The organism is Delftia sp. NA_296.1, from assembly GCF_052692095.1.
On the sequence record NZ_JBQZGF010000006.1, the window covers coordinates 1 to 23,738 of the forward strand.

19 protein-coding genes and 1 pseudogene are annotated in these 23,738 nt (G+C 63.8%); 5 read left to right on the forward strand and 15 right to left on the reverse strand.

Annotation, left to right across the window (positions count from 1 at the left end; all coding sequences use genetic code 11):
- The 11 genes and pseudogenes from ACUTR7_RS15920 to ACUTR7_RS15970 form a co-directional block, all read right to left on the reverse strand.
- Window positions 1–365, reverse strand: a pseudogene (locus ACUTR7_RS15920) (hypothetical protein); the annotation flags it as partial.
- A 4-nt stretch (window positions 366–369) separates the two neighbouring features.
- Window positions 370–1,092 carry a head decoration protein gene (locus ACUTR7_RS15925; protein WP_445609220.1) on the reverse strand — a complete coding sequence of 241 codons (723 nt, stop codon included), beginning with the start codon at window positions 1,090–1,092 and terminating at the stop codon, window positions 370–372.
- A gap of 10 nt (window positions 1,093–1,102) precedes the next feature.
- The gene (locus tag ACUTR7_RS15930; protein ID WP_445609221.1) at window positions 1,103–1,447 is read right to left on the reverse strand and encodes a hypothetical protein; all 345 of its coding nucleotides are present in this window, start codon (window positions 1,445–1,447) and stop codon (window positions 1,103–1,105) included.
- On the reverse strand, window positions 1,440–1,796 hold the full coding sequence (locus tag ACUTR7_RS15935) for a hypothetical protein (protein WP_445609222.1): 357 nt from the start codon (window positions 1,794–1,796) through the stop codon (window positions 1,440–1,442). The genes ACUTR7_RS15930 and ACUTR7_RS15935 overlap by 8 nt, the downstream gene beginning before the upstream one ends.
- Before the next feature lie 54 nt (window positions 1,797–1,850).
- Window positions 1,851–3,659: a hypothetical protein gene (locus ACUTR7_RS15940; protein WP_445609223.1), complete on the reverse strand. Its 1,809-nt coding sequence runs from the start codon at window positions 3,657–3,659 to the stop codon at window positions 1,851–1,853.
- Window position 3,660: 1 nt separating this feature from the next.
- Entirely contained in the window at window positions 3,661–4,110 is a 450-nt protein-coding gene (locus ACUTR7_RS15945) for a hypothetical protein (protein WP_445609224.1), read from the reverse strand.
- Window positions 4,107–6,026, reverse strand: a complete 1,920-nt coding sequence (locus tag ACUTR7_RS15950) for a hypothetical protein (RefSeq protein WP_445609225.1) — start codon at window positions 6,024–6,026, stop codon at window positions 4,107–4,109. The genes ACUTR7_RS15945 and ACUTR7_RS15950 overlap by 4 nt, the downstream gene beginning before the upstream one ends.
- Window positions 6,023–7,195 carry a hypothetical protein gene (locus tag ACUTR7_RS15955; RefSeq protein WP_445609226.1) on the reverse strand — a complete coding sequence of 391 codons (1,173 nt, stop codon included), beginning with the start codon at window positions 7,193–7,195 and terminating at the stop codon, window positions 6,023–6,025. Before ACUTR7_RS15955 ends, ACUTR7_RS15950 begins: the two co-directional genes overlap by 4 nt.
- A complete protein-coding gene (locus ACUTR7_RS15960) occupies window positions 7,189–8,052 on the reverse strand; it encodes a hypothetical protein (RefSeq protein WP_445609227.1) in 864 nt (287 codons plus the stop codon). The genes ACUTR7_RS15955 and ACUTR7_RS15960 overlap by 7 nt, the downstream gene beginning before the upstream one ends.
- Window positions 8,053–8,056: 4 nt before the next feature.
- Entirely contained in the window at window positions 8,057–9,088 is a 1,032-nt protein-coding gene (locus ACUTR7_RS15965; protein ID WP_445609228.1) for a hypothetical protein, read from the reverse strand.
- 11 nt (window positions 9,089–9,099) lie between these two features.
- Window positions 9,100–9,900, reverse strand: coding sequence for a hypothetical protein (locus ACUTR7_RS15970; RefSeq protein WP_445609229.1), 801 nt, complete (start codon window positions 9,898–9,900; stop codon window positions 9,100–9,102).
- 266 nt (window positions 9,901–10,166) lie between these two features.
- Here ACUTR7_RS15970 and ACUTR7_RS15975 point away from each other — a divergent pair, with 266 nt between their 5' ends.
- A complete protein-coding gene (locus tag ACUTR7_RS15975; RefSeq protein WP_445609230.1) occupies window positions 10,167–10,925 on the forward strand; it encodes a discoidin domain-containing protein in 759 nt (252 codons plus the stop codon).
- 106 nt (window positions 10,926–11,031) lie between these two features.
- Here the strand turns inward: ACUTR7_RS15975 and ACUTR7_RS15980 are convergent, their stop codons facing one another.
- From ACUTR7_RS15980 to ACUTR7_RS15995, 4 genes are all read right to left on the reverse strand, one after another.
- Window positions 11,032–19,044 carry a PLxRFG domain-containing protein gene (locus ACUTR7_RS15980; protein ID WP_445609231.1) on the reverse strand — a complete coding sequence of 2,671 codons (8,013 nt, stop codon included), beginning with the start codon at window positions 19,042–19,044 and terminating at the stop codon, window positions 11,032–11,034.
- A gap of 399 nt (window positions 19,045–19,443) precedes the next feature.
- Window positions 19,444–19,947 (reverse strand): GNAT family N-acetyltransferase, encoded by a 504-nt coding sequence (locus ACUTR7_RS15985; RefSeq protein WP_445609232.1) that lies wholly within the window; start codon window positions 19,945–19,947, stop codon window positions 19,444–19,446.
- A gap of 125 nt (window positions 19,948–20,072) precedes the next feature.
- Window positions 20,073–20,276 carry a hypothetical protein gene (locus tag ACUTR7_RS15990; protein WP_445609233.1) on the reverse strand — a complete coding sequence of 68 codons (204 nt, stop codon included), beginning with the start codon at window positions 20,274–20,276 and terminating at the stop codon, window positions 20,073–20,075.
- Window positions 20,277–20,354: 78 nt separating this feature from the next.
- Complete coding sequence (locus ACUTR7_RS15995) at window positions 20,355–20,579, reverse strand: H-NS histone family protein (protein ID WP_445609234.1); 225 nt, start codon at window positions 20,577–20,579, stop codon at window positions 20,355–20,357.
- Between the two features lie 269 nt (window positions 20,580–20,848).
- Between ACUTR7_RS15995 and ACUTR7_RS16000 the strand changes: the two genes are divergently transcribed.
- From ACUTR7_RS16000 to ACUTR7_RS16015, 4 genes are all read left to right on the forward strand, one after another.
- Window positions 20,849–21,091 carry a KTSC domain-containing protein gene (locus tag ACUTR7_RS16000; RefSeq protein ID WP_445609235.1) on the forward strand — a complete coding sequence of 81 codons (243 nt, stop codon included), beginning with the start codon at window positions 20,849–20,851 and terminating at the stop codon, window positions 21,089–21,091.
- A 561-nt stretch (window positions 21,092–21,652) separates the two neighbouring features.
- Window positions 21,653–22,417 (forward strand): hypothetical protein, encoded by a 765-nt coding sequence (locus ACUTR7_RS16005; RefSeq protein WP_445609236.1) that lies wholly within the window; start codon window positions 21,653–21,655, stop codon window positions 22,415–22,417.
- A complete protein-coding gene (locus tag ACUTR7_RS16010; RefSeq protein WP_445609237.1) occupies window positions 22,417–22,980 on the forward strand; it encodes a hypothetical protein in 564 nt (187 codons plus the stop codon). Before ACUTR7_RS16005 ends, ACUTR7_RS16010 begins: the two co-directional genes overlap by 1 nt.
- Window positions 22,981–23,108: 128 nt before the next feature.
- Window positions 23,109–23,738 (forward strand): hypothetical protein, encoded by a 630-nt coding sequence (locus ACUTR7_RS16015; RefSeq protein ID WP_445609238.1) that lies wholly within the window; start codon window positions 23,109–23,111, stop codon window positions 23,736–23,738.

Sequence of the window (23,738 nt, forward strand, 5' to 3'; positions counted from 1 at the left end):
CCTGTACCGGACGACGTGATGCAGCTTGCAGATGTCGATATGACCACATTGCTTGGACTCGATGCATTTCCAACTACCGACACCCTGCCATTAAGCGTTTTGGTGAATACGGCGGAGTCTGTGTAAGTGCCGTCAGCGAGCTGCACGGTGATTGTGTATCCGCCGAAATCTATAGGCACAACAATTTCAGCAACTCGCTGAAGAGTTTTGAATGCCCCGCCGGATGTATTGCTGAGCCCCGTATTGCTGTCGCTGCCATCGGTGCGGACGTAGTAGGTGCGCGCAGCTGTGAGCAGCTCGCGGAAAACAAGCTGGTCCCGGGACACGATGTCCTTGGGATCTGTGCGGCGACCGACATGCTTCATGGAATCAGCCCGTGACGGTGGCTCGGTACTGGCCCGTGGTGGGCGCCACAGCGAAGGTCAGCTGCACCGTGTTCACCCCGTTGGCGACCCAGTCGCACAGCACACCAGCATTCGTCGCGGCCTCGCGCACGCTGACCACCACATCCTGGGTGTTGAGGCTGTGGGTCACGGTGATGGTCGTGGCCGTGCCGTCGCCCACGGTGGCTGAGGCCTTGCGCGCCACCACACCGGTATCCACCGCGATGACGCCGGCACTGATCGTGATGCCGTTGCCCGCCGTGTAGCTGGCCCCGCCGCCGACCTGGGCGAACGTCAGCGCCGTGGTGCCGATGGTGATGGGCGCATCCGTGGTCATCAGCCAGACCTGGTTGCCTTGCGTCGTGCCCTCGGAGACGAAGACGGCGGCGCCCAGCACCTCGCTGGCTGCGTCGAAGTCCGTGGCGCGCGTCCAGGCGCCGGCGGCGGCCAGGTAGACACCGTTGGCCGAGCCCGTGGTCTGGTTCTTCACCAGCACCCGGTCGCCAGCAATGACGGACACCCCGTCGATGGTCTGGGCACCGGACAGCGTGATGTTGGCCGTGGTGGCCGCGCGCGCCGGCTCCTTCCATTTGTAGCCCTGCACTGCCGCGTCGAGCTGGGCCTTCGTGACAGCATCCTGCGGGTTGACCGCGTCGGCCAGGTTGATGACCCGGTTGCCCGAGGCGTCGAGGTTGTTCGTGATCTTCATGGCTGGGCCCTCAGTTGCAATAGGCGCGGCCCGTCAAAGGCACGCTGTGGGTGATCTGGGCAATGTCGGCGTCCAGGTACCGGACATCGGGATAGAGCTGGCCGCCGAGGTTGTCCACGACGGTGATGGAGGGGTAGCGGCCCAGGTTGTGCGGCACGGTCCAGACAGCTGCCGCGACGCTCTGGGTGTGGGTGTATGTCGCGCCAGCACCGCCGCCGGGCGGACCTTGCGGCCCGGGTGGGCCCTGCTCCGCCGCCGCCAGGATCTCGATTTCCTCGACCTGCTCGACAAGCACCGAGTCCTGGGATTCCTCGGCCAGGATCTCGGTTTCGTGCACAACAAGCACGTCAGTCACGGGTGACCTCCGGGCTCACGCAGCAGGAGCCTTGGGCAAGGCGCGTGACGTCGCCGCCGGGGTGCACGATTTCCAGGTCGAACACCCCGCCGGTCCAGGCGATGGCCGCCGTGGTGCCCGCATCGACCAGCAGGTCCACCGTGCCGGCAGTACCGCCCAGGGCAATGCGCCCGTTCTCGGTGTTCAGCTCCAGCAGCGCGGCCGTGGACTCCACATCCTCTCGCACCTGCATGCGGGCCGTGCAGCCCGTCAGGTCGATGGGTGTCTTGTCGGGGTTGAGCCAGCGCAGGCGCCGCCGGAATGTGGCGCCTTGGTAGATCGTGAAGTTGAGCTTGGCCGGCTTGGTCATGCCCCGCAGTGTCCCGGCCAGGGCGCGCGCAGGCGAACCCTAGCCGGGGGAGCCTCAGAGCTGGCCTGAGTAGGTCCAGCTGACACGGCCGTCGATGCCCGCCGTGGTGGACACCATCGACCAGGCGCTGGCCACGCGCTGCGCCGCAGTGGTGTATGCGACCTTGGCCGCGTCCAGCTGCGCGTCCTTGGCGTGCATCGCTGCATCGTTGTTGGCCTTCGCAACATGGAAGGTCAGATTTGTGCCTGCCTCGTACTGCTTGAGATCTGCTTCCCAACGCCGCATGTACGCGCCGGCCTGGGCCTCCGCAGCCGATGCGCCCAGGCGGTAGCCATCCACAACGATCGACGACTGGTGCGCGGCGGCCTCCATGCGACTGCTGGCCGCCGACAAACGGGCTTTCCAACCATCCCACTCCAGCGTCTTCGCGGCAATCTGCGCTTGGTACCGGGCCAGCTCGACGCGAGCTTTCTCGGCCTGGGCCCCGACCTTCGAGGCATAGGCCTGGGTAAGCGAGCGGAAGGCCTCCACCTTGGTGCCCTCAGCGCCGACCTGAGCCTTGTACATGTCGGCGCGGGCGGTCTCGGCGTTGACCGTGGCCACAAAGGCCCTGACCTGCTCGCCGCCGGCCTGGATGCGGGCCTTCTCCAGTTCAACCAGTGTCTGGGCCGCGCCCACGCGGGCCTTGTAGATCTCGACCACCGCCATGCGCCCATCGATCTCTGCGCGGTAGCGATCCACCAGGGACTTGTTGATGTCGGCCTTGGTCTGCTCTGCCGTCAGCATGGCCTTGTAGACCTCGACCTTGTTGAGCTCAGCCCGGATCACGGTGTCATAGGCGGCAGCATAGGCCTGGTAGCCGGCCAGCAACGCCTTGTAGTGCTCGACCGCCGCATTGAAGGCGGCCAGGGCATTGTCTGCCGTGGTCTTGGCGGTCTCGAAGGCCAGCATCTCCAGCTTGTATGCGTCGTCCAGCAGCGTGGTCTCCAGCTGCAAGGCCTGGGTGATGGCGTCCTTGACGTTCTGCTGCTCCATCTCGGCCTGCTTGATGGCCACATCCCGCGAGAGGCCCGAGAGCTTGTCGTGGAACTCGCGGCGGGCATCCGCCAGCTGGCCCGCCAGCGCCCCGCTGGGCAGCGGGAAGCCCAGAGCCTCGGCGCCGCGCAACACCTCCTGTTCGCGCGCCAGCGCCACGGCAGTCTCGCGGTCGCGCGCACGATCCCAGATCTGCTGCTCGACCGCCGGAGCGATCCCGGTGCCGCCTTGGATGCGTGCGTGCAGCGAAGCCTTCAAGCTGTCCAGCAGCTGCGAAGCGTACTTCGCCCCGGGCTTGTACTGGAACGGGCTGGGCTGCAGCACGGAGAGCGCCGGGATATCGTCCAGCTTCGCAAGCCAGTCCTCGTGCAGGTTCACGCCGCCGAAGGTGTGTGTCTGCAGTTGCAGGAACTCGGGGGCTCCTGGCAGCACGACATCAGGGGCATCTGGCACAGCGACGTCGCGGACTTCGGGCAGCGCCGGAGCCTGGCCGATGTTCAGCGTCGGTGCCTGCCCAAAATTCAGCTGCGGCGGCGTGACATCGAAGCTGTCGATCTGCACGTCATCCATCTGCAGCAGCAGGGCCCCAGGCATGCCCCCTGGCTCATCAAAGGTGACGTTGGGCAGCTGTGGCAGGTCGGGGATGGGAGGCAGATTGGGCGCGGCCAGCGTCTGCCAGCGCACGTCGATCTGGCCGGGCTTGTAGAAGTTGTTCGCCAGCGCCGTGGCGCATGCCGCAGCCTCTCGGTTCGCGGCCTCGGCCAGCGCGACGGATCGGGCGTATTTGTCCTCGACGATCTCGGCGGGTCCATTCAGATCCAGTGCCATTTCATGCTCCTACGCGGCGGGTTTTGGAAGACACGGTCGCAACCTCAATGCGATCGAGCGTGAAGGACTGGCCGGCCGGGGTGCTCAGGCCGAAGCCCAGGTAGTTCTGGCGGATGCCGCGGCCTGGCTGGCAGCGCGTCTGGCCGGAGGCCACGAGGGGGAAGCTGTAGGCCCAGCGCTCCGCGTTCGGCCCCAGCACCGCGAACTGCGCGCAGCCGCGCCCGCGCATCGACAGGTAGACCATCTCCAGGTGCTTTTTCAGCGTGTTCTCGCGGATGGTTGCTGGCAGCCGCAATTCGGCAACGATGGGCAGGCCATCGTCGGTATCACCGCTGGCCAAGGCAAATAGGCCCGCTGCGCTGCCGCCGTGGGTGGCAGTGATGGCATGGAAATCGTGGCGGCTGTATTCAGACACGGCACCGCTCAGGGTGTTACAGACGACGGTGTTCATACTGAAAAAATCTCCGCATTGCTTCGGGCCTTGACATTGGGGGCAGCGGGCAAACGCATCAAATCCTGGATCTGCTTCACACCATGGTCGTCAACGACGAAGATCCAGCTCTGGTGTACGGCGCGGGTTTCTTGCAATACCTCCTGCAGATTCACAACGATAGCGCCCGTCATTGGATCAGAAGCAAAAATAACGACATGGCGATAAGGCCCCATGGGGTCAAAATCCATGGTCAGTACCCTTGAATTATTGAACGATACATTCAGATAGTTTGATTCATAATAAGCATCTGAAGTGATTTCTTTCCTATAGCCGAATTCTGCATCTGGATCAGTTACGTATTGCCACGTCGTACTGTTCACCTTGTTTTCTTCATAATAGATTCTGAACTTGTAGTCCAGATCATCGAACAGCAGAGATTGCCCGCCAGTGTTAATCATTTCAGAACCGCCTCCACTGGCAGTTGTTGAAACTTCCGTGGCGATGGCTTCGCTTCGCAAAGAAAATGAATCACTGTATTGGAGAGTGGTCCTAGCACCGCCAAATCCGCTCACAACATCAGTGCGGCGCCGAGTTTCTCTACTAGAGCCAATCGTGTGCAATGGCGTTGTCTCTGTCGAAACCGTGATAATACTAAAGGAGCTGTATTTATCCGAGTAGCTTGATACGGAAGCAGTTCGATTCTCATCCGCCTCAGGCAAAGGCAATCCACGTCGGCTATAAGCCCAATCCCCCTGGGCGTAGACCTTGAAGACAAACTCACCCGAACCGTAGTCGCGCCCCGGACCTAAATAGCTATTTACCGTATCCACGGGGGTTGTGCTGCCGTATTCGGCGCTACCGTCGCCATATCCGAAGATGTCCCAAGTCTGCCTGTTATATCCGGGCTCATTGGGATTCCCGGCCTCCTCCACCTTGAATGATCGGTTATAAAAGATGCCCGTTTGCCTGCTGCTTGGAAGTTCTCTCTCGACAGAAACGGCAACACCGGCGCGCGTTATTGAGAGCAGCACGAATCTTGTCTCCCCAGCCCCATATGCAATCGCGCGCGCAAATTGCCCATCAGAGCTGAAGGTTATCGTCCTGAAATCGAGCCCTAACCCAGCGGGCAGCCTCTCCCTCGAAACGACATCGCCGACATAATCGCTCCCACGTTGCACGATGGGCCCAAGACGCAATTGCATCCAGTACCTGTCTGGAAAAATCGCGTCCTGCTCAATATCAATATGCATGGCATATTGCTTGCCGCCTTGCTCCGTGTAGATGAATGGGATGGGCGATGTTGAAGACCCAGAAACCGCCACCTGCACAGATTCCCGGAACACGGCAACATTTTCTTGCATGTCGTCGTACCAATATGCCTGGCCATTGAGACTCACTGCTGAACGGATGAAGGGGATGTTTTGATCAGCCACCCCCTGAACACCTGCGAAATAAACCCGGCCCGTGCCGTCTGCATTCACTGCCTTGCCGCCTCGCAGCACCTTCCTCCTGCGCACGCGCCAGCGACCTGAGGGTAGACGGCTCCCCTTCACCACTTCAGGCGTGAGCAGATATAGGGCCGGGGCGTCGCTCTCGATGTGGCCCGGAATGGACTTGCCCTCCAGGTCAGTGAGCACGATGGCGATCCCGCTGTTGCGTTCTCCCTCGTCTCCTTCCTCGGTCCATATCTGCATCGTCGTGGAGTTGCCCACGCGCACGATGCGGTATGCGGTCCCGTCGGGCAGGCGGCCGGTCTCCACCGGGTTGGGGGCCTGTGATACCCGGGCCTGCATGCAGAAGCGATAGAAGGTCGCCTGGGCCTGGCCGAGCTGGTCCTGCGTGAGCGGCGCGCCGTGCACACGCAGCGCGGCAGGCGCCACCGGGCCGATGGGCACGCCGCCGGGCTTATAGGTGTGCGGGTCCCAGATGCTCATTGCGGCACCGCCAGGTACTGCGGGATGTCATTCACCACCCGGAACGTGGCTGCGACTTCGGCCACGGCCCCAGGCATCTTGAAGCGGTTGGCCGTGAGGCTGGCTGTCTGGCCGCCCGCGAAGCCGGCCACGATCTCGCCGCCTGCGATGCACACCATGGCAGGGCCCGAGCCGGTGCCATCGCCCAGTTTCAGATGGCGGCCTGGCGCCGGCACGGCAGAGCCAGGCACCACAGGGCCAGTCTTGCGCTCCAGATAGGCCAGTTGGTCGAAGGTGGTCCCAGACAGGAAGACCAGATCCTCGGCTGTGCCCACATAGATGCCATCGTCCACGGGCACGATGCCGGTGATCGGCGCAGGCATGGGCCGGAAGTCGCGCCAGTCAGCAAGGTGCGGTGCCATGGGTCGGCTCGCCCACAGCACATTGCCCTGGGCGACAAGCACGCGCCCGCGCCACGCGGCGGTGATGGTGCCCACGGGGAACGGTTGGGCGCCCAGGGTTCGGCAGGGCAGCACCAGGGCCGAATTGGGGCCGCTGACTTCAAAGCTGCTGCCCGTGGCCACGCCGGCCAGATAGGCGCCCTCCCCGTCCTGGCCGGAGAGGTAGACGTTCACGGCGTAGCCCTCGCGCACCGGCAGCCCGTCCAGCCGCAGGCCGCCCTCGGCGATCTCGATAGGTGCCGAGCTGATGGCCGGGCCTTCGAGCCGGTCAGCCAAGCGCACATGGCTGAGGTGGTAGCGGTACTGGCCCGGGTGCAACTGCCCAAAGGCCGCGTCTGGCGCGCCCAGGCCCGCCGGCGTGGGCACGCTGCGCTCTTCATTGACTAGGCCGTCCGTCACGCCCTGGATCAGCCCGTTCGTCCATGTCGTGCGCCCATCCGGCAGGTTGCAGTACCAGACCCGCTCAGGGCCCAGGGATGGGTGGATGACGTGGCGTGCGCCGCCGGGATGGATTGCGGTCAGCTGCGCGCCCACGGTGGCGAGCAGGAAGCCGCGGGCCTGGTGCAGGTTCTTGTGGCAGAGGTCCGAGACCTGGGTGAGGCCGGCGCGGCGGGTGATCTCGCCCGTGAGCCCGATGTCCACGTTCTCGGCCGCCAGCAGCGAATCGCCGCCCAGGCGGTGCTCGGGCAGCACGTTGTTGATGCCACTAAATTTCTCGAAGGTCAGCATGTGTTCTCCCTGGCCGCGCCCGGCCCGCCCAGCTGCAGCGGGAAGCCGGCGCGCGCGCGGACGGTTGTGGAAGGCAGGCCCAGGGAGCCCAGCTCAAGGACATAGGCGCCCGCGGCCAGCAGCTGCGCGGTGGGCAGAGCTATGCTGGCCGTTCCCGCGCGCACCAGATCAATGCCATCGACCTGCAGCGCCACAGCCACCGATGGCACACCCAACTCCAGAGGCCGGGCGGCGCTGGCCTGCAGGCGAATGCCCGCGGCAGGAATGCCGAGTTCCAATGGATGAGCGCCCTGTGCCTGCAGACGGACGCCGGCGCCCGGAATGCCCAGTTCCAGGGGCTGAGCGCCGGCAGGCTGCACCGTGACGGCGCCGGGTTGTGCTGCTGGCACGCCCAGTTCCAAGGGTCGGGCACTGCGGGCCTGCACCACCTGATCGGGCGCGACCTGATCCAGCGTGATGACTGCAAAGTCCGAGCGCACGAGGTCCAGACCGTCGATCACCAGGGCCACATCAAGCCCGTTGCGCACACGAGGCGCGCCCAGTTCCAACGCCTGCGCGCCCTGCGCCTCCAGCACCGGCATGGCGATGGCCTGCCCGCCCGACACCAGGTCAATGCCCGGCGGCCGCAAGGCGGTGTTGTAGCGGGCGATGGCCTGCCCGGACGTGACCAGATCCATGCCTGCAGGCCGCAGCGCGAGCGCAGCACGTGGCGCTCCCAGCTCCATCGGCAGCGCGCCAGCGGGCAGGAGCGCAGGCCGGGCAATCGCCTGCCCCGAGGTCACAAGGTCTATGCCGACCGTGGCCTCGCCAGCCTCTTCTGCGTTGATGGCAGCGCCGTTGATGAGCGGGTAGCTCATGAGATCAGCCCTCGACGTAGAAGCCGCGCCAGTAGAAGCGGCCGGCGAACTGCCCACCAGCGGCGGGTGTGTCAACTCGGAACGTCAGGGCGTTCGACAACTGGCCACCCACGGCGATAGGAACGCGATGCGACTCGCCCCCACCTGTGATCTGCGACAACGCCACCGCATTTGCAAAACGTGTCGGCCGGGGATCGCCAGAATTCAGTTCCGAGCCAATGGAAACGGTGGGCGGTGCGCTGGCCGTGACCACGCTGGCGATGAAGCCAACCTCCTCCACCACGACGCGCACCCCTTCAAGGCGCACCAGCAGGTTCACAGGCATGGGCACGGGAACCCAGTGGCCCAAGGCCGGGTTTGCGGGGTCCAGCGGCACATGGGTGCCAGGCCCCTGGAAGTCCGGCGTGGTACCCGCATACACGGCGCTCGACTGGTTCGTGCAGGCCCAGTACTGGCAGCCATCCGCCACGGCAGGTACCACGACATCGCCGTGCAGGATGTTGCCCGCCGCCCAGGCTGGCGCCGTGCCGAGATCCACGAACATGGAGCCGCCCACGATGGACATGCCGTTGCCCGCGCGGTGCCAGTTGAGGGTCGGGCTTGCCAACAGCTGCGGCCATGCGCTCTTGAGCGCGGGATACCCCAGCGCCGCGAAGCGGTCTGCACCGGACAGGGCCGGCCCGAAGAAGCCATTGGGCTGCATCTGGACGAAGGTCTCCAGCATCCCGGCTGTGACGCGCACACTGACCTTTGCGCCAGCGGGCCAGTCCATGGGGCCGCCGGCGTCCCAGGGCAGTTCTACCCCGCGATCCACGATCAGGTTCACGTCATCGATCTGGCGGATGGTGACGATTTCCCACTGCCCGGGCATGGTCGCATCCGTGATGGTGGCGCGCAGGGAGCGCGTGCCGCTGGGGTTTGCAAAGCCGTCCAGGCCCGCGCCCGTGGTCACGATCGTGCCGTAGCCTGGGTCGCCGCTGTCGCTGGTCAGGGCCGAGGCCAGCACGGTCTCGGCGTTGTTGGAAAACAGGTCCATGGCCCGGCCCCTTACGCCGGCACCAGCGAGAAGATGCGCGCGGCGCCGTTGGACCACTGCACCACCAGGCCGCCGCCATTGGTGGCCAGCGGCAGGCCCAGCACGTCGGTGATGCGCGCGATCACAGGCGACGTGGCCGCCGTGCCGGTGTCCTTGTACAGCAGCACGCTGCCGATGGTGGAGCCGGCGGCCAGCGCGCCGAAGTTGGCATCGTCGGCATCGAGCACGCCGCCGGCAACGCTGCGACCATCCAGGGGCAGCGCCGAACCGATGAGCGTGCCCACGTCCGGCAGGAACTCGTGCGCCGCGTCATAGACATAGGCGCTGGGCAGCAGGGCCACGCGGATGTTGTCGGCCGCGAAGTCGATGGAACCGGACCACATCTTCTCCGCGCCCTTCGGGTAGATCGGCAGGTTGAGCCGTGCGATCTTCTTGATGTTGTTGTCCCAGGGAATGGTCACGGCGCCGCCATTGGTGGCCATGGGCAGGCCAGTGACGGTATCGAAGAAGAACAGCATGGGCGACGTGGAAGTGTTGCCCGTGTCCTTGAAGATCACGACGGAGCCGATAGTTGAGCCTGGCGCCAGGGCGCCGAAGTCCGGATCATCGGCATCCAGCACGCCACCCGTGATCGTCTTGTTGAGCAGGGGCTGGGCCGTGCCGATGATCGAGCCGAGCTGGCTCACGAACTCATGCGACACGCTGAAGGCGTAGCCGCTGGGCAGCAGCGCTGCCTTCAGGGTGTCGGTGGAGGCATTGATGGAGCCGGAGAGAAGCTTCTCCATGCCCTTTGGATAGCTGGTGTTCGCCATTGGAAGCTCCTGCAGGTGTTGGCTGATGCAATGCCTGCAGTGTTCCGGCGCTCGGCTCTGTGGTCGAACCCTAGCCGGGGCACGCGCTCCGCGAAAGTATGCGGCCAATTACATTGCCTTTACTCCAATAGTTAGCAAAGTAATAGTTTGCTCAATAACCAATAGACTACCGCAATTAATCCCCCACCTAATAGGGGGAATTCAAAAATTCACAAACAAAACTCTATTAGTATGCATGACTTAACAAACTGGAGGAGTAGTTGCATATGAAATCATTCAAGATGGTGGCCGCCTCAATTGGAGCCGCTTCTGCAATGTTTGTGGCCGGTGCCTCTGCACAAAGCCATGGCGTTTTGCTGCCCATAACTATCACAAATGCGTCGGGTAACGTAGCCGATATGACCAAGGCAGCCGACAACAACCCGTACACCGCATGGAATGCCGGTGGAGGGCCTACACAGTGGATAGACATTGACCTTGGTTCAGAACGGATGTTCTCGATACTGCGCATGCTGCCGATGCAAATTCCAGCGGGACAAACGGTCCATCATGTATGGGGGAGAAATAACGCTGGTCAGTGGTTCGACTTTGGCGAAATCGGCGGAGTCACAGAAGACAACAAGTGGATCGAATACAAAAATACCAAGGAAATTCCTGTCAGAACAATCATTCTTCAAACCACGGCAAGCCCATCCTGGGTGGCTTGGCGCGAGTTTCAAGTGTATGACGGAGGGGCCCTTTCAACGAGTTGCCATCTAAGCCTACCCCGAGGAATGGCCGTTTATCGAACCTCTTTTGGCAGTTGTCCCGGATATACATCTAATACCATATTCCACATAAGAGATACTCGCAATCTACCAAAGGGCGCAGAAGTATATGTTTGTTCCAGTTATGGAATGGACGGTTGGAGCTGGATCGATTCAAATGGATGGCCGGCTTACGACGGGACCCAGCCGGTACAAGGACGTTGCGGATATTTCGATGGCGGGGGAGTGTTCCGACTACGTAAAGACTACGGCGGTTAAAATAAAAGGCGCTTTGCCCTATGTTTAATTCACTATCAACTGAATATCGTAGGGCTCGGCGCCATGTGCTTCACCTATCAGGTACTGCGCCAATGCACGTAGGGCCTTACCGTGCCTCCGCAGCCATCTCCCGCATTTGCTGCCGCAGCGCCTTGGGAGAGTTGTCCGCGATCCGGTCAATGCGATCCTTGCCCATCTCGCGCACCTTCTTCCACACGTCCGGCATCTTGACGACGATAGGCTGCTCCGGATTGTTCTGGTTCCAATCAGCCAGCCGCTCGCGCACGCGCGCCAGCGCACCTTCATCCTTGCGGAACAGAGCATCAGCCCACTGCGCCTTGATCTCGCTGCTGGTCAGGCTGTAGAAGCTCTTGGCTCGCTGCATGAAGCTGTTGGCTTCCTGGATCTCAGCCACGCTCTTGGGCTGGAAGCCGACAGCCTTGGCCACCGCCTCGGCCAGCGTCGTGTCGATCACCTTGTAGCCCTTGGTGTCCTTGTACATGCCGCTGGCGGCCATTTCGGCGCCCTTGAATGCATTGCGCACGGCCGTGGGCGACACCTCCAACGCAGCGCCGCCGAAATCTCCCGTGAGCGCCTTGCCACCGGCCTTGAAGCCACGGGACACCAGATCGCCCGCCGGCCCCACCACCTCGAGCAAATCCCGCTCGCGGCTTTGCTTGGTCAGCAGCAAACCGGTGCCGGGCAGCAGGTCGCCCATGCCCAGGCGCCCGGAAACATCGATGGGAGCACCTGGTAGTCCAGAGACGCCCTGCTCCAGGAACTCGGCCAGCTCCTTGCCCACGATGCCCGCGAGCGCCTCCTTGCGCCACTGCTTGGAACTGAGGTTGTAGCCCATCATCTGGCCCACGCCGTCGATCAGGTCCTCGGCGTCCGCCATGAAGGGAACGCCGCCGGCGCCGCCCATCAGCAGCAGCATGGCCAGGGCCCAGCCCACCGCGCGCTTGCCCTCTGGCCCTCCCTGCTTCCACATCCGCTGCATCAGCTCCAGGTAGCTGACGGAATAGGTCTTGAAGGTGAAGAGCGTGCCGCCCACGGCGCCGCGTGCCCACTGGGGCTTGTTGGCCTTGGAATAGACGAACTGGGTCTCCAGCACGGCCTTGCGCGCGAAGGCGCCCGGATCATCCATGCCCTGGGCCTTGGCGATGCGGAAGGCCGCGATGAAGGTGGAGCGCCGGTTGAACTGCTCGGCAAGTGCGAATGGCTGGCCCCAGGCCACCTTGGCGCGTTCCCAGGCATTGCCAGCCGCCGCGCGCGCATCCCCAGCCCGCGTACCGTCACCAGAGCGCAGGCCGCCCGCGCCGCGCGCCTGGGCCATGAGCTGGTGCACTTCCTGCGGGGAGACCACGCCGTCATCCTCGGCAGACTTCAGCGCGTGGGCCAGGTCAGTCTCGTACTTCATGCGGCGCGTGCCCATGTCCTTCAGGGCCCGCGCCATCTGGCCGCTGGCCGCACGGATGCCGCCAAACTGGCTGAGCCAGGGCAGCGTCACGGCAAAGGGCTGGGTCATGTTCACGGCGGCCGAAGCCAGTGAACCGCCCAGGTACTGCGCGAACAGCATGCCGCGCACGGCCTGGCCCTCTTCCTGGGGATCGCGGATGTAGCTGCGCAGGCCCATGGCCAAGTCCTTCAGCTCACCCTGCTCCTTCGGGATGTCGTTGATCGCGCGATCCATGGTGCCGGCATTCAGGCCCGCCGCGCCCTGGCGCGCATTGCTGTAGATGAAGTTGGCCACCACGCGGCCCACATCCTGGCTGTACCCCTCGATGCCCTTGCGCTGGATCAGGCGCTTCAAGGCGCTGTGGTTGTTCTTTGTCAGCTTCAGGTATTCATCGAAGACCTTGCGCGTGGCCGCATCGGCCTCTTTGCCCACAACCATGTCCTTGAAGATCTCGAGCGTCTCGGGCGTGATGCCCGCGAACAGCTTGAAGGACTGCTGGCTCATGGTGCCCTGCGTGATCACCGCGCCGGGGAAGGCCTGGGCCATCTGGATCTTGGCCAGGTTGGCTTCCTTCATGGTCTCGTACATGCCGAAGTACTGGCGGTTGCCATCCTGGTCCACCACGTCCAGCGTGTACCGGCCGAAGCGCGACAGCGGCGCATATCCGCCGTCCTGCAGATCCTTGGCCGTGGCTGCCCGGTCCACCACCATGTTGTTCAGCTGCAGCAGCCGTTCGGCCAGGTCCGGCTTGGCCTTGGCATCCTCCTGCAGCGTGGTGGTCAGCAGTTCCAGGGCATCGGCCAGCTTGGGTGCGTCCAGCACCATGTCCCGCATCCCGGCGTACTCGTCGCCCAACGCGCGCATCATGTCCGCGCGAGCCGTCATGTCGATGGAGCGGTCAATGGCCGCGCGGGCTTCCCGGTACAGGGCTATCTGGTCGGGCGTGGCACCGAACATCGTCTGCAACTCGGCATCCGTCCAGACCGCGCCAGCCTTGAGCATCTTGCTCTCGAAGCGAGAATTCACCAGCGCTTCGTACTGGGCCAGCGGGAGCCCGCGCCACGCGCGCAGCATGCGGTCGTCCAGACGGCCGGCGCGCAGCAGCAGCTGGGCCTTGTCGTCGGCAGGCAGGTTGCCGTACTTCTTGGCCAACTCGTCCACCAGCACGGCCTTGCCGTCCACGTCCCGGCCCCACAGCAGCGTGCCCTCAAAGAGAGGCTTCGCCACGGCCTTGTTGTCGGCGGCGGAAACAGGCGTCTTGCGGTTCTTGCCCACCAGGTCGCCGATGGTGTCCACGCGCGGCAGCAGGCGCGGCGCCCGGTCGGCCGCGTCGTTTGCCAGCATGGACACGTCATCGATGTTGCGCTGGGCGGTCTCGTAGACCGGCTTGAAGGCTGGCGCGCGCTCGGCCAGGTGGCGCATGGTGCCGATGGTCTTGTCCCAGACAGAGACCTTGCCCGGGTGGGACATCGTCTTCTGGAGCTGATCCAGTGCGCTGTCCTTGATCTCCGAAAGCCGCGAGCGGCTGAAGCTCAGTTCGTCGCCTGCATCGCCTTGGCGAGGATTGCCTTGATCTGCGCGCTCGCCTGCGCGTCGTCCTTCTTCAGCGATTCGATCTCGGAGTCGCTCAGCCGGCTCGAATCGCGCGAGGTATCGGGCTTCCGACTCTGTGAGCGCGTCGAATCCGTAGCCTGTGGCTGCACGGAATTGGTCTTCGAGGTCGCCATGTTTTTGCCGGAGAGAGGTCAGAGTTTCGGGAGAGGGCTGGATTTTTGCACTGTACTGCTTCCCGGTCAACGCAACCACGCCCACCACATTGCCTCCACCCTCACGAATGTGGCTGGCCAGGGCCGCGAACGTGCCGCCCTGCGTGAGGGTGTCATCCACCAGCAGGTAGTCGCCAAGCTCCACGGCGCCCGCGAAATCGACAGGTGCAAAGATGCGGTTCAGCCCATCCAGGCCGGTGCGCCGCGCGCGATTCGCCTGCACGATGCCTGTCGTCGTTTCCAGGCCCAGGCGTGCAGCCAGGACTTCGGCCACGGCGCGCGGGATCTTGTTGCGACCCGAGGATTCCTCGGCGGCCACTGGCAGCACACGCGGCCGCGCACCACCCAGCGCATCTGCCACCTTCGCCACCATCTCAGGCGTCACGAGGTCCACGGCCAGCCGCGTGGCGGCCTCAACGTCTCCCCCCTTGGCCGCAGCGTAGTCGGGATGCTTCGATGCGCTGCCCAGCGTGCTGCCGATGATGGCGTCCGGAGTGATGGCCGGCGAGTCCGACCGGCTGAACACAGGCTCGATGCGGTCGGTCGCGGCGCGCTGCCCGCGCTCCACAAACTCGCGCGCCGGCAGGATGTAGCCTTGGATGATGTCGGCATCGCTCAGCTTCAGACCCTTGAACCCGGGCACGTTGGCCCGCAGCCAGTTGCGGATCGCCGCCACGGCGCGGCGCACGAAATGCAGCTGCGGCGTCTTCTCGGCCATTTCGGCCAGCACTTCCTCGGCCGCGTGACGCCGGCTCAGGTCCGTGACGCCACGCAGCCCGTATTCCTTGATCTTGGCCGCCACCTCTGCCGGCCGCATGGTGGCCACCTGCTGGAGGATCTTGTTCAGTTCCGGCCCGAACATGCCGCGCAGGCCGTGGTGGCCCAACACCTCGTGGTGCAGCACGCGGGCCGCGTCGGCGGGCGTGTTCAGCTTGCTGGCCAGCAGGTAGGCCTTGCCGCGCCAGTAAAAGCCCTCGGGCGCTCCGGAGGCCCCGCCACTGCGCTGGCGCAAATCCGCGCGCCGCGCCGCCTCCGGCACGGCCGGGTCGTTCATGTCGAAGGCCACCACCACCTCGGGGCCGTTGCTCCAGCCATTGCGGATCGCATCCACCGTCTCGCGCACTTGGCCCACGGCCTGGGCCCGCGCCGCATCGGAAAACGCCGCCGGCTCCGGCCGCATGATGCGCAGCAGGTTGGCCATCTGGTCATCGGTCAGGCCCTGGCCCTCGGCCTCGGCGCGCCGGAATGGCAGTTCCTCGGCGCGCTCCACCGGTCCGGCCTTCAATTCGCGTGCGCTGGGTGGCGTGGCATGGGTGCGCTCGCGCACGCCCGGCACATCCCGCCAGCCCGATCCCTGCTTCTCCACCTCGCGCACCATCACGCTCCAGACGCCATCGGCATTTGCAGGCGTATAAGCCACAACGCGATCGAACCCGCCGCCATAGCTCTTCAAGATATTGCCCGGGGTGTAATAGGCAGCGCGGGCTGCTTCCTCGGCTGCAGCCTTCTTGGCCAGGATGCCGCGAGGCTTCTTGGGGCCCGGCGCGGGCGCTGCGCCGCGAAGCGTGCCGACGGGCTTCTTCGTTTTCGCAGGATCCCGCACCCAGGCCTTGAACTCGTCCTGTGTCATCTGCGTGATGGCTCCGAGGCCCGTCCACCCCTTCTCATAGTTGCCAAGGTAGGCAGCCCGTGCATCGGCCTCGTCCGCCGCGCCCAGCACCACCTTGTGCTCATCGAACGAGCCATCACGGTTCACCTGGTCCACAACGAACACCGGAAGTTCCGGCTCGCTCGCGCGGTCGGTCAGGAACACGTCCACATGGTCCTTGTCCGCGCCCAAGGAACCCTTGAAGTAGCCGTAGTGGTTCTGCAGCGGAGGCCATTCGGGCCGGCGGCGGCTGCCGGCCGGGTTCTCGATGCTGATGTCCAGCCCATTCAGGCGGACGTGGCCCTTCTTGTAATTGCCCGCCTCCTTCTGGGCATTGGTGGGCTGGGGCAGGTCGTTGGAAGGGCTCGTGGCAGCTTCTTTGGCCGCGACATCGATGCGATCTGCCCCTGCACTCCGGGCACTTTCCGGCACCTGCTCCCGGTAGTCCAAGGCGTCCAGTCCGCGCGCCATGTTTTCAGAAGGCTTCACCGATTTTTCATTGGCATCAACCCAGGCCAGTGCCTGCTCGCGATTCAGGAACTCGCCCTGTGGCGTGACGAACCCTGTTTCAGCAAAGCCGCCGGCCTGCGCCGTGTGCTTTTCGGCTACGACGAAATGCATCGAGTTGGGTTTTCCCACATACACAACGCCATCGTTGCCAAGGTTTGCCACTGCCAAGCCCTTGCTCGGGACCTCTTCGCCGCGCGACGGGTACTGGACGCCAGCGGGCGTGCGCAGCGTGCGTGCTGCAGGTGCTGCAGGTGCATCGGGCATGGCGGCGGCCAGCTTCTCGCGCACCTTGGGCGCCAGGTCAGCCCATGCCCGCGTATGAGCGCCCGCCCGTGCTGGTGCGTTCAGCCCCTTCGCGGCCTTTGCCACAGCCTGGCGCTCGGCCGCCTGCATGCTGGTCCAGCGCTCGCTGGCTGCCAGCAGCTGAGCGCGCCGCGCCTCGTTGCCCTGCTGTGCGATGGCCACAGCCTGCTGCTGGCCCGCCGTAGAAGCTGGTGCAGCAGCAGGCGCTACAGCGGCAGCCGGTTCGCTGGCGCCACTTCGGCCAGGTACAGCAGGTTGCATGCCGGCAGCAGGCTGTCCGGAACCTCCCCCTCGCGGCCCAGCAGACTGCGCATCTGGCGCGCGTCGTGCCGGCTGACCGCCCCCAGCCTCCGCAGCAGCCGCAGGGCCTGTAGGGCGTTCATCTGCCAGCCGTACTGAAGGTGCGGGTGAATCATTGATTGCTCCTTGCGGTTGCATGGCGTCAGCAAGGCGGAGCTGCAGCTCCGCGTTCAGGTTCTCCCAGCGCGCGCCGTGGAGACTGCCTTTGATGGCGGCGTTTACACCGCCAACACGCTTGGCCAGGGCCTTGCGCTCTGCGACGGGCATGCTGGCCCAGGCCGCGCGGCCGGCATCGATGCGCTGGGCTGCTGTTTGGACTGGCGCTTGAGCCTGCGAGCCTGGCGCTGCAGCTGCTTGCGCGCCATCGTGCTGAGACGAGGTGGTGCCATTGGTCAGCCCCTGCGCAGCTGCAGGACCTGCAACCGGCGCTCTCTGCGCTCCTGCTGCCTGCGAAGATTCCGCGCGCGGCGGCTGGGCTTGATCGGCTTGTGTGCCATCGATGCTTCCTTGCTTAGGGGTGGAAATGGTGGCGGGGGTTGGAGCGGCGCCGCGCCCCTGTTTCTCGCGCTCGGCACGGCGACGTTGCAGCTCCAGGGCCAACGGCGTGCGCACCTCTTTGGCCTGCGCAGAGCGGAATGCGTTGGACAGGTCTTCATCCGTCCAGGTGGCCAGGGCCCCGCCCTGGATCTCGCCTGTGGCAGGGTCTGCAGTTACCTGGCGTTCGGAAGCCTTCTTCTTGGCTGGTGCACGTGTCGCCTGCTCTGCGGCCTGGGCCATGGCACTGGCCTGCTGGGCCTGCTGGGTCTGCGCCGCCGCGCCTGAGTCCACGGCAATGGCAGCAGCTGCGGACAGCGAGCCGGCTGCCGGGTCCAGCCCCATGGCGCGCGAGGGCGGCACAGGCGCCGCGCCCGTGGATTGCAGGATCTCGTCGTCTGGGGATTCGACTGCTCGATTGGCCGCGTTCTTCGCATCGCGCTGGGCCTTTTCTGCCGCGCGCTGCTGCGCCAGGGCCGCCGCGCCATCCGGAGGAGCGGACTGCACCACCTCTGGCTCGCCGCCCTCTTCCTGCTGCAGCTGCGACATGCGGGCTTGGAATGCGCGGCGCAAGGCATCAAGACCGTTGTGCTGGCCTTTCAGTTTCAAGCCAGATGTATCGAATTCACGTTGAAAATCGATGGTGTTGCCCAGCTCGGGCGCAGCCCCCAGCTCCGTTTGGAACTCTGCCTCAGCCGCCTCTGGCGCATTTGCAGCACTCGCCACTCCTGTGGCCTCATCGCCGAGGCTCGGATTGGCTGCCCCCGGGGATGTAGTCCAGGCAGATGGGATGGTCTGGGTAATCTGGCCGGCATCGGTCGGTTGCGTACCGGTCTGCATCGCATTATTCGAAGCAGCTGTTTGTGCGTCTGCCCGAGTGCCAGTCGCCCGTGGCTCGCGCGCCGCCCGATACCCCGCCGCGCCGCCGCCCATGGCCGCGCCCGACAGCGTGCCCAGCACCACCGCCGTGTCCACGTCCTCGGACCAGTCCTTGCCCAGGGCCAGGTTCTGGAAGATCTGCTCTGCCACCGACTGGGGCAGCTCCTCGAGGAAACCTTCGGAGATGGCCCCTTCGATCACCTGCCGCGGAATGCTCTTGACCGCGCGCTGCTGCAGCAGTGGATTCGTGGCCGCCGTGGCCGCGTCATCGGCGAACTGCTTGGCAATGCCCTTGTTGCCCTGGGCCAGCATGGTCTCGGCGTCACCAATGCCCAGGCGCTGCGCCACGCGCCCGCCGGCATACCCGAAGCCCGCCGTGGCCGCGCCCGTGGCTGCCGCCGCCGCGGCCTGGCCCGGCGAGAGCAGCCCGTCATCTGTTTCCTGGCGGATCTGCTCGGCAGCAGAGCCCGCGCCCACGACGCCCTCACCCAGTGCGCCCGCTGCTGCAGCGCCCTTCGCGCCTGCCTGGCCCAGCCGCGTGGCTGCACCCAGTGCGCGCGCCGCCACGCCGCCCGCACCCATGGCCGGCAGCGACTCCACGACCGCGCCGACGATGTTGGACGGGTTTTCAACGGCGGCCTTGAACTTGCCGCCCAGGCCCTCGGCCTCCTGGAATTTGCGCTGGGCTTCCTTGGTGGCGTGCGAGTGCCATTCGTTCACGGCTTCCCGAGCAGGCTTCGGCCGGAACCCGACGGTACCGCCTTCGTTCTCCAGGAACTTGCCCACACGCCCACCAGTTGCCAGGTCTGCCAAGCCGACGGCAGCCTCAGGGACTGCGATGGCCCCTTTCACCGTCCAGGCGGCTGCATCCCGAGCGTAGTCGGCGGCACTACGCCCCTTCGACTTATCGTCATTTACGAGGGTTGAACCCTTGTCCAGCCACGACGTGTCTGCGGAGGCCTTCTGCTCAGAAGGCGTAACAGGGGTAGATGCTTGATCGAGCCAGTTCTGTGCCATCCCCCCACTCTCTCCGCGAGGAGGAGCGGGGTCGAACCCTAGCCGGGGGTCTCAGAAAAGACAAAGCCCGCCAATGCGGGCGTACTGAGGAGTTGCTGTTGCCTACGCAGACAACAGCGCCCAGCGTTCGTGATCTCGCCAGCGACCGCCGACCTTCATGAATGCGGGCGACAAGCCCTCAAGCTTGAAGCCGCACGACTTGGCCAGCGCAATGGCCGCCTTGTTCTCGGGCTGAATGTTGGCTTCCAGCCGATGCAGCTTCAGAGTCCTGAAGACCTGCTTCACGACATGCGCGAGGCCCTCCTTCATCAGGCCCTTTCCTTCGAAGCCCGAGAACGCAAAGAAGTCGATATGGGCGGAGCGGAACGGGTCCATCAAGATGTTCGTGATCTGCACGATCCCGGCAAAACCATCGCTTCGCCACTCCCAGATGACAAACGCGGCACCGGACGGTTGCTGCACGCGGGCCAGATAGCTCTGGAACTCGTGGGACGTACTGGGCGGCGAAACCCATGGTGCATGCAGTTTGCGGCTCTGCCCGACCGCGTCAATAAATTGCTGCTCCAGATCGGCGGTCAGCTCCGAAACGTAGATGTCTGTGCCCATGGCTTCCTCTCTGTGGAGCGGAAAGTGTAGCCAGAGCGGAGATCTGCCGGTACAGCCATCGAGCCTCTGGACCCTGCAGATTTGTCAAGAGCAGGCCAGAAACGACGAGGCTCCCCGGCCGCACATCAATCGGCCAGCCCCGTGGCCTCATCCTCCAGCGTGTGCACATAGAACATGAGGTGTTCCAGAGCTACGGCGTGCGGGTCACGACCTCCCAGCAGCGACTCCCTTGAAGAGTCGTCCGGAAGGAAGACCAGAAGCACGTCGCCGCAGGCCTCGTAGTCTGCGCTGAACTCGACGTCGTTGTGGGTGAAGACGCATTCGTGCATGCGGGGCATTGTCACAGGTGCGAGTTCGCGGCACCAGCGCCCAGAAACGACGAGGCCTGCAAGAGGCCGGGCTCCCGCTCAGATCTCAAAGGGCTTCCGATCTCGGCCCTCGATCCACCGGGGAGCTCGGCCACGGCCCGTCCAAGTCTCGCCGGTCTTGGGATTCCGGTAACGCGCGTTCTTCGGCGGGTCCAGTGCAAACAGATCGCAGACCTGAAGATCGTGTTGCTTCACCAGAGCCCGTGCTGCATCAATCGCATCGAGCCGCATGGCTCCATAGTGCTCAGCGATCTTGGCATCCAATGCAGCTTTCTCCTGTATCAGAGACTTGTACTTGCGTGACATAGGTTCGGGGCTCCGGCCAGAAATGTGCAACGTTCCGGGTCTGGGCTGCAGAGGGAAACTCCCTCCTCCCCGAGCCGGGCTCTTCCTGCGGAGGTGGCAAACGACGTGCCGAGCTTGAAGCTGCCCCAGAAACGACGAAGCCCGGGCGAGCGGCCAGGCCTCAGAAGAAAAGCCCTCCCGGGCTACGATGGGTGCTCCTACACAACCATCCCGAGAGGGCGAAACCGATGGAGCTGCACACCTTTGTTGAGTCCGATGCGCTGCTGAAGGGATCCTACGACCCCTCAACACACCTGATGCGTCTATGGTTCAAGAGCAACCCGGATCGGGCTTACGACTACCAGGGGGTGCCGGCCCATATCTGGACCGAGTTGAAAGCGGCCCAGTCGGCAGGCAGGTACTTTCGCCAGAACATTCAGGACCAGTACGGGGAGCCGCGCGTTCCAGCAAATCCATGGCGACGTCGATAGCCGCGCGCGCCCTGGAAAAATCGACAGTCCAGCTTGTATCTGGCGACAGGGGCAAGTCTGGGCGGTCGGTGGCCACGCATCCGCCGTGGAAGTCGAACTCGCGGCGCGCGAGCAGCAGCACGTCGCGCACATAGGCCAAGTCGGCGTCGGCCGGCCGCGCGCGCGCTTCAGCCCGCCGCGCCGCAGCCCTCGCACGATGCGCCGCGTGCAACGCTACGCAGACCAAGACAAGCGCCAGGAACAGCGCACCAGAAAGGATGAGGATGGGGGGATGTGGCATGCCCCAGTGTCAGCACCGGGGCAGGATCCCGCGAACCCTAGGCCGAGATACTGCGCAAGCATACGCATCAGCGAAGGAGGGTCGATAGCGAACGTGGGCCGGGCTTTGTAATCCATGTTGTTGATTCCCCACGAGGGCGGATGGAAATTCATCAGCCTGCGCGGCCACAGGCCAACTTCAGCAGCGAACTCACGGGGCTATTGAGTGTGAGGAAGAAAGATCAACTGGCCGGCCACGCTTGGCTCTGGTACCCTACACGGACTGCCAGTAGGACAATTGCCGTGAATAAAACAGACGAGTACGAGCTTTGGATAGACGCGTACACGCCAGATACGATCCCTATGAATCGCCTGGCGGAGTACTTGGCTGCCCTTTCGAAGCTACTTGGCTATCAGGCCAATGTTCATTTCTCTCGCTTGGAGAAAGGCAGTCTTTTGAGCGTAGCCGCTATCGAAGATGTAGTCTCACCTATGGTGGATGACCGAGTGTCTCAAGCGGCGGCGGGTACAGCTGCAAATGACGCGCTCATCGCGTACGCGGACATTAATAGGTTACTGAAGCAAGATAATGCTATTGGAGAACTGCGCGGCAGAAAAAAAACGGGAGCTACGGCTGTTGTAATTCAATTTCCTGGACGCGATTCGCCAGATCCAGAGAAGTACGCAGCTTTCTGGGAGCCTGCAGAGTTAGACGGCGAATTGGTGCGAATCGGCGGAAGAGATAGCAGTGCTCATGCGCAAATTGTAGACATGGACGGCCGCACTTGGTCCATAACATTAGCCCGCGAGCTAGCCAGCCGTATTGCCCCGTATCTATACAAAGGTCCCGTTTTACGAATTAGCGGCGTTGCACGCTGGGAACGGAATGAGGCGAAAGAGTGGAAGTTATTGGATTTCAAGGCCGAGGAATTCAAAATACTTGAAGACTTGGATTTGGATGAAATTACAACCCAACTTCGAGCCCTTCGCAACTCCGACTGGTCCAGCCAAACGGATATAGACTCAACAATCGCGCGGATACGCGGGCATGAGGATGGACTGCACTAATGGTCGTTTTTGATACCTCAGTATTGGCAATTGCTTTTGACCAGAATGCCTGTGTTCCTAAAGATCCCGCAACCGGCCAGCCTCTGGAACGATGCAAGGAGCGCATCGACCACCTGCTGAAGACGCTGACAGCTACAAAGGCCAAGATTCTTATTCCGACTCCAGTGCTCGCAGAGTATATGGTGCACGGAGGACCAGACCGCCAAAAGCGCCTTAATAAAATCGTCTTGTCTAGAGTTTTTACCGTAGCCCCATTTGACATGAGGGCGGCAGTTGAATGCGCCGAACTTGAGCCAGTCCCTCGCAAGGCGAAGGCGATAACACATTTTGATAATGAGACCAAAGCCAAGGTCAAGTTTGACCGGCAGATACTAGCGACAGCACTCACACACAGGGTGTCTCACATGTATACAGGTGACAACCAACTCGCACGAAAGGCCAGGGATTGCGGCCTCCTTGTGACGTTAACTTGGGAGCTGCCGCTTCCGCCTGAGAAACCAAAATCTCCTCAGTTTGAGATTGCGTTCCAGGCTGATCATTCGGCACATCCGTCTATGCCATAGTGCGCCCGACGCATTATGAGCACGTCCATCATCGTATAGGCGTAGAGCCCATGTTTTCTAAGTATCAGGATTACTGCAGCCGCCAATAGCAATTGCTCTGCTTCAGTCCCAGGGCAGGAGAAGCCGCAATGCGGAAAGCCATTTCAGTCATCGTCATTGCTGCAGCAGCGAAAACAGCTTTCGCAGCCGACTACGCCACATGCCTACTGGACAAGCTCCCGGGCGTGAAGAACGCGCCGGCCCATGCGGCCGCGCTGAACCTGTGCGCCCAGCAGCACCCTGACAAGTTCTTCGAGGTCCGCCGCGGATCGGGCCGTGGGCTGCTGGGCCCGAAGTCCCCGGAGCAGTGCACGCTGGACAAGGCGCGCGACACATCCTGGCAGCCGGCGGCTGGGATGATCATGCGCGCGTGCGGCTGCCTGTACACGCAGAGCGCTGGCCCGACGGACATGTGCGAGCGGTATCCGCTGTCTGCCGAGATCCGCGCGCAGCACCCGCTGGTGAAGACCGACGCGGACCTGCTCAAGCTGGAGACGCACTACCGGAAGATCTACACAGCGCACCCAGATGCCGACTCCCTGTATCAAAGGAAAGACTTCTGGGCCTGGGTCACCCAGAGCAAGGCACGCGAGGACTCGCTCATCAAGGGATCGACGGAATCCATCATCCGCGTGATGAGCGAGTTCAAGGCCATTGGCGCGGCAGACACCCAGTGGCTAGACGGCGTATCGACGGTGGTCCCACCTGCTAGGCAGTAG